The 15,611-nt window shown below is 42.7% G+C and carries 2 protein-coding genes, 7 tRNA genes and 7 rRNA genes; all 16 read left to right on the top strand.

Features of this window, described 5'->3' with window-relative positions:
* Positions 1-78: 78 nt before the first annotated feature.
* The 16 genes from G9F70_RS23215 to G9F70_RS23140 all read left to right on the top strand — a co-directional run bounded on the left by G9F70_RS23215 (position 79) and on the right by G9F70_RS23140 (position 15,534).
* A tRNA-Asn gene (locus G9F70_RS23215) sits at positions 79-153 on the top strand.
* A gap of 384 nt (positions 154-537) precedes the next feature.
* Positions 538-1,938, top strand: a complete 1,401-nt coding sequence (locus tag G9F70_RS23210) for a glycine--tRNA ligase (protein ID WP_164945011.1) — start codon at positions 538-540, stop codon at positions 1,936-1,938.
* Positions 1,939-2,167: 229 nt separating this feature from the next.
* Positions 2,168-3,544 (top strand): UDP-N-acetylmuramoyl-L-alanine--D-glutamate ligase, encoded by a 1,377-nt coding sequence (gene murD / locus G9F70_RS23205; RefSeq protein ID WP_164945010.1) that lies wholly within the window; start codon positions 2,168-2,170, stop codon positions 3,542-3,544.
* A 573-nt stretch (positions 3,545-4,117) separates the two neighbouring features.
* Positions 4,118-5,635, top strand: a 16S ribosomal RNA gene (locus tag G9F70_RS23200).
* A 175-nt stretch (positions 5,636-5,810) separates the two neighbouring features.
* Positions 5,811-5,886: transfer RNA gene (locus G9F70_RS23195), tRNA-Ala, on the top strand.
* 5 nt (positions 5,887-5,891) lie between these two features.
* A tRNA-Ile gene (locus G9F70_RS23190) sits at positions 5,892-5,968 on the top strand.
* A gap of 157 nt (positions 5,969-6,125) precedes the next feature.
* Positions 6,126-9,051, top strand: a 23S ribosomal RNA gene (locus G9F70_RS23185).
* Between the two features lie 58 nt (positions 9,052-9,109).
* Positions 9,110-9,226 (top strand): 5S ribosomal RNA (rrf, locus tag G9F70_RS23180).
* A 5-nt stretch (positions 9,227-9,231) separates the two neighbouring features.
* A tRNA-Asn gene (locus G9F70_RS23175) sits at positions 9,232-9,306 on the top strand.
* Between the two features lie 39 nt (positions 9,307-9,345).
* Positions 9,346-9,462: ribosomal RNA gene (rrf, locus tag G9F70_RS23170) — 5S ribosomal RNA — on the top strand.
* A 7-nt stretch (positions 9,463-9,469) separates the two neighbouring features.
* Positions 9,470-9,546 (top strand) — tRNA-Ile (locus tag G9F70_RS23165).
* A gap of 3 nt (positions 9,547-9,549) precedes the next feature.
* Positions 9,550-9,625 (top strand) — tRNA-Ala (locus G9F70_RS23160).
* 872 nt (positions 9,626-10,497) lie between these two features.
* Positions 10,498-12,016: ribosomal RNA gene (locus G9F70_RS23155) — 16S ribosomal RNA — on the top strand.
* A gap of 310 nt (positions 12,017-12,326) precedes the next feature.
* Positions 12,327-15,252, top strand: a 23S ribosomal RNA gene (locus G9F70_RS23150).
* Positions 15,253-15,334: 82 nt separating this feature from the next.
* Positions 15,335-15,451, top strand: a 5S ribosomal RNA gene (gene rrf / locus G9F70_RS23145).
* The 16S, 23S and 5S rRNA genes sit together here with 6 tRNA genes alongside, the layout of an rRNA operon.
* Before the next feature lie 8 nt (positions 15,452-15,459).
* Positions 15,460-15,534: transfer RNA gene (locus G9F70_RS23140), tRNA-Asn, on the top strand.
* Positions 15,535-15,611 lie beyond the last annotated feature (77 nt).

Below are 15,611 nucleotides of genomic sequence, written 5' to 3'. Positions count from 1 at the left end.
ATTATAATAAAATACATCAAAGCTATTGATTTTTTAATTATTTATGTTATAATAATATTGTTGTTAAAAAAATATTATTCCGCGATAGCTCAACGGTGGAGCACTCGGCTGTTAACCGATAGGTTGAAGGTTCAAATCCTTTTCGCGGAGCCATTTTTTTTAATTTTTTTATTTTTTGAACTTAATAATAAAATTGTAAATTCTTTTACAATAATATAAATTTATTGGATTATTGTATGCTGTTATTGACAATAACATGAAGTTTAGTATAATATTAATATAATGAAATATTTCACTGTGATAAAGAAGAGTAGTAGTAGTACTTTTTAAGAGAGATTGTGGCTAGTGTAAACAATCAAAGTGTTATTATGAAAGGAACTTTTGAGTGTATAGAACTTAGAGTAGGGCTTGTGCCAATAAGGGTGGAACCGCGGAATTGATTTTCGTCCCTTAAGGTATAGTCTTTTTTTTATACTTAAAATACTGGAAGATTATTTAAGGTATCATAATAATATTAAAAAATTAGGAGGCATTAACATGGCATTTGAAAAAAGCATGGATAAGGTCGTTGGTTTATGTAAAAATAGAGGATTTGTATTTCCAGGATCCGATATATACGGAGGGCTCGCTAACTCATGGGATTATGGTCCACTGGGAGTCGAATTTAAAAACAATGTCAAAAAAGCTTGGTGGAAAAAATTTGTTCAAGAAAGTCCATATAATGTGGGTGTAGACTGCGCTATACTTATGAATCCAGAAGTATGGGTTGCAACAGGCCACGTTGGAGGATTTTCTGATCCACTAATGGATTGCAAAGAGTGTAAAGCTAGATTTAGAGCAGATAAATTAGTAGAAGACCATATGACAGAGCAAGGCGCAGAAGTAGCTACTGCGGATGGATGGACAAACGAAGAATTAAAAGACTATATGGAAAAACAGGGAATAGTATGTCCAAAATGTGGAAAGAAAAATTTTACTGATATTAGAAAATTTAATTTAATGTTTAAGACTTCTATGGGGATAACTGAAGAAGGAAAATCAGAAATATATTTAAGACCAGAAACTGCTCAGGGTATCTTTGTAAACTTTAAAAATGTCCAAAGAGCGTCAAGAAAAAAAGTTCCCTTTGGTATAGGTCAAGTAGGAAAGGCTTTTAGAAATGAAATAACACCAGGAAATTTTATTTTTAGAACAAGAGAATTTGAACAAATGGAATTAGAATTTTTCTGTAAGCCAGGTACGGATTTAGAATGGTTTGCATATTGGAAAGAGTTTTGTGCTAATTTCTTATATAATTTGGGAATGGATAAGGAAAATTTGAGATTTAGAGATCATGGCGCCGAAGAATTATCATTCTATAGTAATGCTACTTGTGATATAGAATTCTTGTTTCCTTTTGGATGGGGAGAGCTATGGGGAATTGCTGATAGAACTGATTATGACTTAAAAAAACATATGGAACATTCAGGGAATGATTTGAGCTATCTAGATCCTATAACTAATGAAAAATATGTACCTTATTGTATAGAACCTTCTCTAGGTGCAGATAGGGTTGCACTTGCATTCTTAGTTAATGCATATGATGAAGAAGAAGTTAAAGGCGGCAAAGATGGAGATGTGAGAACCGTGCTTCATTTACATCCAGCACTTGCACCATTTAAGGCAGCTATTTTACCACTAAGTAAAAAATTATCAGAGAAAGCTAATGAAGTTTTTGCTATGCTAAGCAAAAACTTCAATGTAGACTACGATGAAGCTGGAAGCATAGGAAAGAGATACAGAAGAGAAGATGAAATAGGAACTCCATATTGTATAACTGTGGACTTTGATACTTTAGAAGACAATACCGTAACAGTTAGAGATAGAGATACAATGGATCAAATAAGATTAAATATAAATGATTTAGAAAAGTTTATAGAAGAAAAATTACAATTTTAAATTGCAATTGTTAGTTTGAACTAAGAGGATAGTCTGTGGTATAAAATAAGCTGTAAGAAGCTATATTTATACTATAGGCTATTTTTTTATAGAATAAACTTAACTAAAAATATTTATATTATGAAAAAAGTGCATTCTACTGTAATCGTTAAAGTGTTATAATTAAGAGAAACAAATTTTGAAACCAATAATAAAATATTAAATATACGAAGATTGCATGGAGGGTTATATGAAGAAGAATTTCAGTGAATTTAAAGAGTTTATAAAAGGAAAAAAAGTTGGAGTTGTAGGTATAGGAGTTAGTAACATTCCTTTAATAGGATTCCTCGTGGAGTTGCAGGCTGTTGTTACAGCTTTCGATAAAAAAACTTATAGTTTACTTGGGACAGTTGCAACAGACTTTGAAAAAAAAGGTGTAAAACTAGTCTTAGGGGAGCATTACTTAGATGACTTAACAGGGTTTGATGTTATTTTTAAAACACCATCTATAAGAATAGATAATCCTGCTCTTTTAAAAGCAAAACAGGAAGGAACTTATATAACGTCGGAAATGGAAGAGTTCATAAAATATTGTCCAGCGAAAATTTTTGGTGTTACTGGTAGCGATGGAAAAACAACTACAACTACAATAATATATAATATATTAAAAGAAGAAGGATATAAAACTTGGGTTGGAGGGAATATAGGAACTCCACTTTTTGCAAATATTCAACAAATAAGCAAAGATGATAAAGTAGTATTGGAATTATCAAGTTTTCAGCTTATGACCATGACTGTTTCTACAGATGTAGCAGTAGTAACAAATTTAAGTCCAAATCATTTGGATATCCATAAGGATATGGAAGAATATATAGATGCAAAGAGGAATATATTTAAGTATCAAAATAAGGAGGGTATCCTTATACTTAATAAGGATAACACATTGACTTATGAACTTAGGAAAGAAGCTAAGGGAAAAGTTAAGTGTTTTAGTTTAAAAGAGAAGTTAAAAGATGGTGCATATTTTGAAAATGATAAATTGTTTATTATGAATAAGGAAGTATGCAGCCGCGCAGAAATAAAGATAAAAGGGATACACAATGTGGCGAATATGTTAACTGCATTTTGTGCAACGGAAGATGAAGTGTCAGTTGAGAGCATGAGAGAAGTAGCTACTACATTTATGGGGGTGCCTCATAGGGGTGAATTTGTTAGGGAAGTAGATGGAGTTAAGTATTATAATGATTCGATAGCATCTAGTCCAACGAGGACTATAGCAAGTATTAAAGCCTTTGAAAAACCGGTTATACTAATTGCAGGAGGATATGATAAACAAATCCCATTTGAACCTTTAGCAGAACAAGGCTACTCAAATATTAAAACACTAATATTGGTAGGCGATACTAAATATAAAATAAAGGAAGTTTTCGACTGCATAATAAAAGAAAAGAAAATTTCTTTAGAAATTATATTAGCAGAAGATTTTAACCAGGCAATTTATAAAGCTAAAGAAATTGCAAGGCCTAATGATATAGTGACTTTGTCACCAGCCTGTGCAAGTTTCGATATGTTTGAAAATTTTGAAGTAAGAGGAAATAAATATAAGGAAATAATAATGTTATTATAGTATGGAAGTATATAGGCAATGATTTAATAAGAGATTGGGGAGATGATAATTCTCAATTGTTAGCCTCTCATTTATAGAAATGGGAGGCTTTCCTTTTGAAATGTGGTTAAATGCACAACAAATGCTCCTAGCGTATCATTATAAGTAAAAGGTCATATACTGGAGAAATAACTATAAATATGAATATAAATTCGTATAATCAATAATTTTAAACAATGTGCGCCTTAAACATATGATATTATATTAATTGTCGCTGGAACATACGGTTTCAAGTTAGATTTAAGTTCACAGTGATGAATTAAAAATTCATTATCAAAGTTTTTTAAAACAGTTGACAATGAAAGAAAAAAGAATTATAATAGTAAAAGTCGTCACATGATGACAACAACAGTTGGTCTTTGAAAATTAAACAGAGAAATAGGTAAAATAGCGAAATAATATTTCGCTTGACCAGTTAATTACTTTAGATAAAAAAGTAATTTTAGTCGTAAGACTAAAAAGTATGTAATGAGCTTGCTAACCAGCTTAACAGTTGGCGCAGATTATTCATTTCAAATAAAAAGTGTAAACTTTTAAATTGAGAGTTTGATCCTGGCTCAGGACGAACGCTGGCGGCGTGCCTAACACATGCAAGTCGAGCGATGAAACCCTTCGGGGTGGATTAGCGGCGGACGGGTGAGTAACACGTGGGTAACCTGCCTCAAAGAGGGGAATAGCCTCCCGAAAGGGAGATTAATACCGCATAATATGTTTTGATCGCATGATTGAAACATCAAAGGATTTTTCTTCGGAAAATTCCACTTTGAGATGGACCCGCGGCGCATTAGCTAGTTGGTGAGGTAACGGCCCACCAAGGCAACGATGCGTAGCCGACCTGAGAGGGTGATCGGCCACATTGGAACTGAGACACGGTCCAGACTCCTACGGGAGGCAGCAGTGGGGAATATTGCGCAATGGGGGAAACCCTGACGCAGCAACGCCGCGTGAATGATGAAGGCCTTCGGGTTGTAAAGTTCTGTCTTCTGGGACGATAATGACGGTACCAGAGGAGGAAGCCACGGCTAACTACGTGCCAGCAGCCGCGGTAATACGTAGGTGGCAAGCGTTGTCCGGATTTACTGGGCGTAAAGGATGCGTAGGCGGACATTTAAGTCAGATGTGAAATACCCGAGCTTAACTTGGGTGCTGCATTTGAAACTGGGTGTCTAGAGTGCAGGAGAGGTAAGTGGAATTCCTAGTGTAGCGGTGAAATGCGTAGAGATTAGGAAGAACACCAGTGGCGAAGGCGACTTACTGGACTGTAACTGACGCTGAGGCATGAAAGCGTGGGGAGCAAACAGGATTAGATACCCTGGTAGTCCACGCCGTAAACGATGAATACTAGGTGTCGGGGGTCGAACCTCGGTGCCGCAGTTAACACAATAAGTATTCCGCCTGGGGAGTACGATCGCAAGATTAAAACTCAAAGGAATTGACGGGGGCCCGCACAAGCAGCGGAGCATGTGGTTTAATTCGAAGCAACGCGAAGAACCTTACCTAGACTTGACATCCCCTGCATAACCCAGAGATGGGCGAAGTCCTTCGGGACAGGGTGACAGGTGGTGCATGGTTGTCGTCAGCTCGTGTCGTGAGATGTTGGGTTAAGTCCCGCAACGAGCGCAACCCTTATCATTAGTTGCTACCATTTAGTTGAGCACTCTAGTGAGACTGCCCGGGTTAACCGGGAGGAAGGTGGGGATGACGTCAAATCATCATGCCCCTTATGTCTAGGGCTACACACGTGCTACAATGGTGAGTACAAAGAGATGCAAGACCGCAAGGTGGAGCCAAACTCAAAAACTCATCCCAGTTCGGATTGTAGGCTGCAACTCGCCTACATGAAGCCGGAGTTGCTAGTAATCGCGAATCAGCATGTCGCGGTGAATACGTTCCCGGGCCTTGTACACACCGCCCGTCACACCATGAGAGTTGGTAACACCCGAAGTCCGTGAGGTAACCGTAAGGAGCCAGCGGCCGAAGGTGGGATTGATGATTGGGGTGAAGTCGTAACAAGGTAGCCGTAGGAGAACCTGCGGCTGGATCACCTCCTTTCTAGGGAGTAGATGCAAAGACTTCGGTCAATGCAACAAGAAGAATTTAATTATTCTTCAAAATGTCTACTGTAATTACTCGTAACCTATTCTCTGTTTAATTTTGAGAGACTAATTTTAGTTAACTCTTAGGCGTTAACTAATAAATAGTTTTTCTAAAATGAAATTCCAAAAATGGGGGTATAGCTCAGCTGGGAGAGCACCTGCCTTGCACGCAGGGGGTCAAGGGTTCGATTCCCTTTACCTCCACCATTAATGGGTCTATAGCTCAGCTGGTTAGAGCGCTGCTCTGATAAGGCAGAAGTCGATGGTTCGAGTCCATTTAGACCCACCATTTATGTTCTTTGAAAATTGCATAGTGAAATTAAAGTTGTTTAAAAGATTTAAAGCCATGTAAATGGTGTATAGATGAATTTAATACAATTTCGCAAAATGAATTAAAACGTTTATGTAAATAAACGAAATTATCTACGCAAGTAGATAAAGATAAAGGTTAAGCTACAAAGGGCGCATGGCGAATGCCTTGGCACTAGGAGCCGAAGAAGGACGCGTTAAGCTGCGATAAGCTTTGGGTAGGCGCAAATAGCCAGTGATCCAAAGATTTCCGAATGGGGGAACCCACATAGTAACAACTATGTACTGCATACTGAATAAATAGGTATGCAGAGGTAGACCCGGGGAACTGAAACATCTAAGTACCCGGAGGAAGAGAAAGAAACATCGATTTCCTAAGTAGCGGCGAGCGAAAGGGAAAGAGCCCAAACCTAGGTCTTTGACCTAGGGGTTGAGGATAGATCATAAATACTGCAATTCCTTAATTGAAGATAGCTGGAAAGCTGCTCCGCAGAAGGTAATAGGCCTGTAAATGAAAAGGAAAAACAGTCAGATCTAATCCAGAGTACCACGAGACACGTGAAACCTTGTGGGAAGCAGGGAGGACCACCTCCCAAGGCTAAATACTACCTAGTGACCGATAGTGAAGAAGTACCGTGAGGGAAAGGTGAAAAGAACCCCGGAAGGGGAGTGAAATAGAACCTGAAACCGTGTGCCTACAACCGGTCGGAGCACTTTTTATGTGTGACGGCGTGCTTTTTGTAGAACGAGCCAACGAGTTACGATATGTAGCAAGGTTAAGTACTTAAGGTACGGAGCCGAAGGGAAACCAAGTCTGAATAGGGCGCTATAGTTGCATGTCGTAGACCCGAAACCGGGTGACCTATCCATGGCCAGGATGAAGCGGAAGTAAAATTCCGTGGAGGTCCGAACCACGTTGGTGTTGAAAAACCATGGGATGAGCTGTGGATAGCGGAGAAATTCCAATCGAACTCGGAGATAGCTGGTTCTCCTCGAAATAGCTTTAGGGCTAGCGTCGATTAATTGAGTAATGGAGGTAGAGCACTGAATGGGCTAGGGGCTGACAACAGTTACTGAACCCTATCAAACTCCGAATGCCATATACTTTTATTTCGGCAGTCAGACTGCGAATGATAAGATCCGTAGTCAAAAGGGAAACAGCCCAGACCATCAGCTAAGGTCCCAAAGTGTAAGTTAAGTGGAAAAGGATGTGGGATTTCTAAGACAACTAGGATGTTGGCTCAGAAGCAGCCACTCATTCAAAGAGTGCGTAATAGCTCACTAGTCAAGAGATCCTGCGCCGAAGATGTCCGGGGCTAAAACTTACCACCGAAGCTATGGGTGTACACTATGTGTACGCGGTAGAGGAGCTTTCTGTACTGGCTGAAGTCATACCGTAAGGAGTGGTGGACGGTACAGAAGTGAGAATGTTGGCATAAGTAGCGAGAGTTAAGTGAGAATCTTAACGGTCGAAAACCTAAGGTTTCCTGAGGAAGGCTCGTCCTCTCAGGGTTAGTCGGGACCTAAGCCGAGGCCGAAAGGCGTAGGTGATGGACAATCGGTTGATATTCCGATACCACCAATGGACGTTATTAGAAATGGGATGACGCAGGAGGATAAGATGTGCACACTATTGGATGTGTGTCTAAGCATTTAGGCGGAGCAAGCAGGCAAATCCGTTTGCTCTTAACGCTGAGATGTTATGGGGAAGGGAATTTATTCCTGAAGTATCTGATTCCACGCTGCCAAGAAAAGTCTCTATCGAGGATATTGGTGCCCGTACCGCAAACCGACACAGGTAGGTGAGGAGAGAATCCTAAGACCATCGGAAGAATTGCTGTTAAGGAACTCGGCAAATTGACCCCGTAACTTCGGGAGAAGGGGTGCCTACGAAAGTAGGTCGCAGAGAATAGGCCCAAGCAACTGTTTAGCAAAAACACAGGTCTCTGCTAAAGCGAAAGCTGATGTATAGGGGCTGACGCCTGCCCGGTGCTGGAAGGTTAAGGGGATTACTTAGCGCAAGCGAAGGTATGAACTTAAGCCCCAGTAAACGGCGGCCGTAACTATAACGGTCCTAAGGTAGCGAAATTCCTTGTCGGGTAAGTTCCGACCCGCACGAATGGCGTAATGATTTGGGCACTGTCTCAACAGCACATCCGGCGAAATTGTAGTGCCAGTGAAGATGCTGGCTACCCGCGATTGGACGGAAAGACCCCGTAGAGCTTTACTGTAGCTTAGCATTGAATTTCGGTATTGTCTGTACAGGATAGGTGGGAGACTGAGAAACATGGGCGTCAGCCTGTGTGGAGTCATCCTTGGGATACCACCCTGACAGTACTGAGGTTCTAACTGGAGGCCATGAATCTGGTCACAGGACATTGTTAGGTGGGCAGTTTGACTGGGGCGGTCGCCTCCAAAAAAGTAACGGAGGCGCTCAAAGGTTCCCTCAGCGCGGTTGGAAATCGCGCGAAGAGTGCAAAGGCAGAAGGGAGCCTGACTGCGACACCTACAAGTGGAGCAGGGACGAAAGTCGGACTTAGTGATCCGGTGGTACCTCGTGGGAGGGCCATCGCTCAACGGATAAAAGCTACCTCGGGGATAACAGGCTGATCTCCCCCAAGAGTCCACATCGACGGGGAGGTTTGGCACCTCGATGTCGGCTCGTCGCATCCTGGGGCTGAAGTAGGTCCCAAGGGTTGGGCTGTTCGCCCATTAAAGCGGCACGCGAGCTGGGTTCAGAACGTCGTGAGACAGTTCGGTCCCTATCCGTCGCGGGCGTAGGAAATTTGAAGGGAGCTGTCCTTAGTACGAGAGGACCGGGATGGACAAACCTCTGGTGCACCAGTTGTCACGCCAGTGGCATCGCTGGGTAGCTATGTTTGGAAGGGATAAACGCTGAAAGCATCTAAGCGTGAAGCCCACCCTGAGATGAGATTTCCCATAACTCGTGCGTAAGCACGGTGTTAGTAAGACTCCTGGAAGAACACCAGGTTGATAGGTTAGAGGTGTAAGCATGGTAACATGTTCAGCTGACTAATACTAATAAGTCGAGGGCTTGACCTTAATATATATAAGCGAAAAATTTCACTATGCAATTTTGAGAGAATATAAATTTTCTCAATCTAGTGATTATGGCATGAAGGTAACACCCGTTCCCATACCGAACACGAAGGTTAAGCTTCAATGCGCTAATGGTACTGCAGGGGTGACCTTGTGGGAGAGTAAGTCGTCGCTAGGTAATGTTCCGCGATAGCTCAACGGTGGAGCACTCGGCTGTTAACCGATAGGTTGAAGGTTCAAATCCTTTTCGCGGAGCCATTTTTAAAAATTTAATAGTATATTGGTGATATTAACCAATCTGGTGATTATGGCATGAAGGTAACACCCGTTTCCATACCGAACACGAAGGTTAAGCTTCAATGCGCTAATGGTACTGCAGGGGCAACCTTGTGGGAGAGTAAGTCGTCGCCAGGTAATTTATGGATCTTTAGCTCAGCTGGTTAGAGCTACCGGCTCATAACCGGTCGGTCCGGGGTTCGAGTCCCTGAAGGTCCACCATAAGGGGATATAGCTCAGCTGGGAGAGCACCTGCCTTGCACGCAGGGGGTCAAGGGTTCGATTCCCTTTATCTCCACCAAAAAAACAGTTCATATTGGACTGTTTTTTTTATTTTTTGCATGATTAATTCTAAAATTCATTAAAAGTTTTCGTAAATAAAATTTTATGCACTTTCAGGTCTTACTTTTATACCTGTTTGGGTATGATTTTAAATTGATACATAGTAAAACTTATAATATTTTTTGTGTCATTTTAATTGTGTATATAGCATTTGTTGAATTTATAATATGGGGGTATGTTAGTTTTTATTTGTACGAAATTATATTTAAATTACTTTTTATCATTATTGTTTTTAACCTTCTTAGGGTAGGGAATTTTAACGGCATTTTTAATGTAATAGACTTAGAGCTTGTTAACCAATCTTATAACATTTACAATGAATTCTGAAAATAAATGCATAATATGCTTAAGTATAGACAAATTATTATATACCTAGCCATGTGTGTCAATACAACTAAAACAAAGTAATATGTAGAAATATCTAGGAAATGAAGGATAAAACTGATATACAAGAATTAATCTAAATATACTATTTTATTATTATGATAGAATACTCCTTGTCGCTACTAGTGAGTAACGATAAAGGTAAACATTGATAAGTTAACATTTAATATTTAAAAAAAATATTTAAAAAATATTAAAAAAGTTATTGACAAAATAAGAAATACCTAGTATAATAGTAAAAGTCGTCACATGATGACAAAGCAAATTGGTCTTTGAAAATTAAACAGAGAAATAGGTAAAATAGCGAAATAATATTTCGTTAGACCAGTTAATTACTTTAGATAAAAAAGTAATTTTAGTCGTAAGACTAAAAAGTATGTAATGAGCTTGCTAACCAGCTTAACAGTGGTTGCAGATTATTCATTTCAAATAAAAAGTGTAAACTTTTAAATTGAGAGTTTGATCCTGGCTCAGGACGAACGCTGGCGGCGTGCCTAACACATGCAAGTCGAGCGATGAAACCCTTCGGGGTGGATTAGCGGCGGACGGGTGAGTAACACGTGGGTAACCTGCCTCAAAGAGGGGAATAGCCTCCCGAAAGGGAGATTAATACCGCATAATATGTTTTGGTCGCATGACCTTTACATCAAAGGAATTTTCTTTTAGAGAATTCCACTTTGAGATGGACCCGCGGCGCATTAGCTAGTTGGTGAGGTAACGGCCCACCAAGGCAACGATGCGTAGCCGACCTGAGAGGGTGATCGGCCACATTGGAACTGAGACACGGTCCAGACTCCTACGGGAGGCAGCAGTGGGGAATATTGCGCAATGGGGGAAACCCTGACGCAGCAACGCCGCGTGAATGATGAAGGCCTTCGGGTTGTAAAGTTCTGTCTTCTGGGACGATAATGACGGTACCAGAGGAGGAAGCCACGGCTAACTACGTGCCAGCAGCCGCGGTAATACGTAGGTGGCAAGCGTTGTCCGGATTTACTGGGCGTAAAGGATGCGTAGGCGGACATTTAAGTCAGATGTGAAATACCCGAGCTTAACTTGGGTGCTGCATTTGAAACTGGGTGTCTAGAGTGCAGGAGAGGTAAGTGGAATTCCTAGTGTAGCGGTGAAATGCGTAGAGATTAGGAAGAACACCAGTGGCGAAGGCGACTTACTGGACTGTAACTGACGCTGAGGCATGAAAGCGTGGGGAGCAAACAGGATTAGATACCCTGGTAGTCCACGCCGTAAACGATGAATACTAGGTGTCGGGGGTCGAACCTCGGTGCCGCAGTTAACACAATAAGTATTCCGCCTGGGGAGTACGATCGCAAGATTAAAACTCAAAGGAATTGACGGGGGCCCGCACAAGCAGCGGAGCATGTGGTTTAATTCGAAGCAACGCGAAGAACCTTACCTAGACTTGACATCCCCTGCATAACCCAGAGATGGGCGAAGTCCTTCGGGACAGGGTGACAGGTGGTGCATGGTTGTCGTCAGCTCGTGTCGTGAGATGTTGGGTTAAGTCCCGCAACGAGCGCAACCCTTATCATTAGTTGCTACCATTTAGTTGAGCACTCTAGTGAGACTGCCCGGGTTAACCGGGAGGAAGGTGGGGATGACGTCAAATCATCATGCCCCTTATGTCTAGGGCTACACACGTGCTACAATGGTGAGTACAAAGAGATGCAAGACCGCAAGGTGGAGCCAAACTCAAAAACTCATCCCAGTTCGGATTGTAGGCTGCAACTCGCCTACATGAAGCCGGAGTTGCTAGTAATCGCGAATCAGCATGTCGCGGTGAATACGTTCCCGGGCCTTGTACACACCGCCCGTCACACCATGAGAGTTGGTAACACCCGAAGTCCGTGAGGTAACCGTAAGGAGCCAGCGGCCGAAGGTGGGATTGATGATTGGGGTGAAGTCGTAACAAGGTAGCCGTAGGAGAACCTGCGGCTGGATCACCTCCTTTCTAGGGAGTAGATGCAAAGACTTCGGTCAATGCAACAAGAAGAATTTATTCTTCAAAATGTCTACTGTAATTACTCGTAACCTATTCTCTGTTTAATTTTGAGAGACTAATTTTAGTTAACTCTTTGGAGTTGACTAATAGATAGTTTTTCTAAAAATGTTCTTTGAAAATTGCACAGTGAAATTAAAGTTGTTTTAATAAGTTAAAGCCATGTAAATGGTGTATAGATGAATTTAATACAATTTCGCAAAATGAATTAAAACGTTTATGTAAATAAACGAAATTATCTATGCAAATAGATAAAGATAAAGGTTAAGCTACAAAGGGCGCATGGCGAATGCCTTGGCACTAGGAGCCGAAGAAGGACGCGTTAAGCTGCGATAAGCTTTGGGTAGGCGCAAATAGCCAGTGATCCAAAGATTTCCGAATGGGGGAACCCACATAGTAACAACTATGTACTGCATACTGAATAAATAGGTATGCAGAGGTAGACCCGGGGAACTGAAACATCTAAGTACCCGGAGGAAGAGAAAGAAACATCGATTTCCTAAGTAGCGGCGAGCGAAAGGGAAAGAGCCCAAACCTAGGTCTTTGACCTAGGGGTTGAGGATAGATCATAAATACTGCAATTCCTTAATTGAAGATAGCTGGAAAGCTGCTCCGCAGAAGGTAATAGGCCTGTAAATGAAAAGGAAAAACAGTCAGATCTAATCCAGAGTACCACGAGACACGTGAAACCTTGTGGGAAGCAGGGAGGACCACCTCCCAAGGCTAAATACTACCTAGTGACCGATAGTGAAGAAGTACCGTGAGGGAAAGGTGAAAAGAACCCCGGAAGGGGAGTGAAATAGAACCTGAAACCGTGTGCCTACAACCGGTCGGAGCACTTTTTATGTGTGACGGCGTGCTTTTTGTAGAACGAGCCAACGAGTTACGATATGTAGCAAGGTTAAGTACTTAAGGTACGGAGCCGAAGGGAAACCAAGTCTGAATAGGGCGCTATAGTTGCATGTCGTAGACCCGAAACCGGGTGACCTATCCATGGCCAGGATGAAGCGGAAGTAAAATTCCGTGGAGGTCCGAACCACGTTGGTGTTGAAAAACCATGGGATGAGCTGTGGATAGCGGAGAAATTCCAATCGAACTCGGAGATAGCTGGTTCTCCTCGAAATAGCTTTAGGGCTAGCGTCGATTAATTGAGTAATGGAGGTAGAGCACTGAATGGGCTAGGGGCTGACAACAGTTACTGAACCCTATCAAACTCCGAATGCCATATACTTTTATTTCGGCAGTCAGACTGCGAATGATAAGATCCGTAGTCAAAAGGGAAACAGCCCAGACCATCAGCTAAGGTCCCAAAGTGTAAGTTAAGTGGAAAAGGATGTGGGATTTCTAAGACAACTAGGATGTTGGCTCAGAAGCAGCCACTCATTCAAAGAGTGCGTAATAGCTCACTAGTCAAGAGATCCTGCGCCGAAGATGTCCGGGGCTAAAACTTACCACCGAAGCTATGGGTGTACACTATGTGTACGCGGTAGAGGAGCTTTCTGTACTGGCTGAAGTCATACCGTAAGGAGTGGTGGACGGTACAGAAGTGAGAATGTTGGCATAAGTAGCGAGAGTTAAGTGAGAATCTTAACGGTCGAAAACCTAAGGTTTCCTGAGGAAGGCTCGTCCTCTCAGGGTTAGTCGGGACCTAAGCCGAGGCCGAAAGGCGTAGGTGATGGACAATCGGTTGATATTCCGATACCACCAATGGACGTTATTAGAAATGGGATGACGCAGGAGGATAAGATGTGCACACTATTGGATGTGTGTCTAAGCATTTAGGCGGAGCAAGCAGGCAAATCCGTTTGCTCGGAACGTTGAGATGTTATGGGGAAGGGAATTTATTCCTGAAGTATCTGATTCCACGCTGCCAAGAAAAGTCTCTATCGAGGATATTGGTGCCCGTACCGCAAACCGACACAGGTAGGTGAGGAGAGAATCCTAAGACCATCGGAAGAATTGCTGTTAAGGAACTCGGCAAATTGACCCCGTAACTTCGGGAGAAGGGGTGCCTACGAAAGTAGGTCGCAGAGAATAGGCCCAAGCAACTGTTTAGCAAAAACACAGGTCTCTGCTAAAGCGAAAGCTGATGTATAGGGGCTGACGCCTGCCCGGTGCTGGAAGGTTAAGGGGATTACTTAGCGCAAGCGAAGGTATGAACTTAAGCCCCAGTAAACGGCGGCCGTAACTATAACGGTCCTAAGGTAGCGAAATTCCTTGTCGGGTAAGTTCCGACCCGCACGAATGGCGTAATGATTTGGGCACTGTCTCAACAGCACATCCGGCGAAATTGTAGTGCCAGTGAAGATGCTGGCTACCCGCGATTGGACGGAAAGACCCCGTAGAGCTTTACTGTAGCTTAGCATTGAATTTCGGTATTGTCTGTACAGGATAGGTGGGAGACTGAGAAACATGGGCGTCAGCCTGTGTGGAGTCATCCTTGGGATACCACCCTGACAGTACTGAGGTTCTAACTGGAGGCCATGAATCTGGTCACAGGACATTGTTAGGTGGGCAGTTTGACTGGGGCGGTCGCCTCCAAAAAAGTAACGGAGGCGCTCAAAGGTTCCCTCAGCGCGGTTGGAAATCGCGCGAAGAGTGCAAAGGCAGAAGGGAGCCTGACTGCGACACCTACAAGTGGAGCAGGGACGAAAGTCGGACTTAGTGATCCGGTGGTACCTCGTGGGAGGGCCATCGCTCAACGGATAAAAGCTACCTCGGGGATAACAGGCTGATCTCCCCCAAGAGTCCACATCGACGGGGAGGTTTGGCACCTCGATGTCGGCTCGTCGCATCCTGGGGCTGAAGTAGGTCCCAAGGGTTGGGCTGTTCGCCCATTAAAGCGGCACGCGAGCTGGGTTCAGAACGTCGTGAGACAGTTCGGTCCCTATCCGTCGCGGGCGTAGGAAATTTGAAGGGAGCTGTCCTTAGTACGAGAGGACCGGGATGGACAAACCTCTGGTGCACCAGTTGTCACGCCAGTGGCATCGCTGGGTAGCTATGTTTGGAAGGGATAAACGCTGAAAGCATCTAAGCGTGAAGCCCACCCTGAGATGAGATTTCCCATAACTCGTGCGTAAGCACGGTGTTAGTAAGACTCCTGGAAGAACACCAGGTTGATAGGTTAGAGGTGTAAGCATGGTAACATGTTCAGCTGACTAATACTAATAAGTCGAGGGCTTGACCTTAATATATATAAAGCGTAAGCTTCAAGCGAAAGCGAGAAGATAATTTCACTGTGCAATTTTGAGAGAATATATATTTTCTCAATCTGGTGATTATGGCATGAAGGTAACACCCCTTCCCATACCGAACAGGTCGGTTAAGCTTCAATGCGCCAATGGTACTGCAGGGGTAACTTTGTGGGAGAGTAGGTCGTCGCCAGGTTAAAATATTCCGCGATAGCTCAACGGTGGAGCACTCGGCTGTTAACCGATAGGTTGAAGGTTCAAATCCTTTTCGCGGAGCCATTTTTATTTAAAGTATATAAAAGCTAGTTAATAGCTTTTTTTTATTTGCCCAAAATTAATCTGTTATAACAAATATT

Origin of the sequence: Clostridium sp. FP1 (genome assembly GCF_011065975.2) — a bacterium.
Lineage (GTDB): Bacteria > Bacillota > Clostridia > Clostridiales > Clostridiaceae > Clostridium_AD > Clostridium_AD tagluense.
This window is presented reverse-complemented; position numbering and strand designations above follow the sequence as displayed.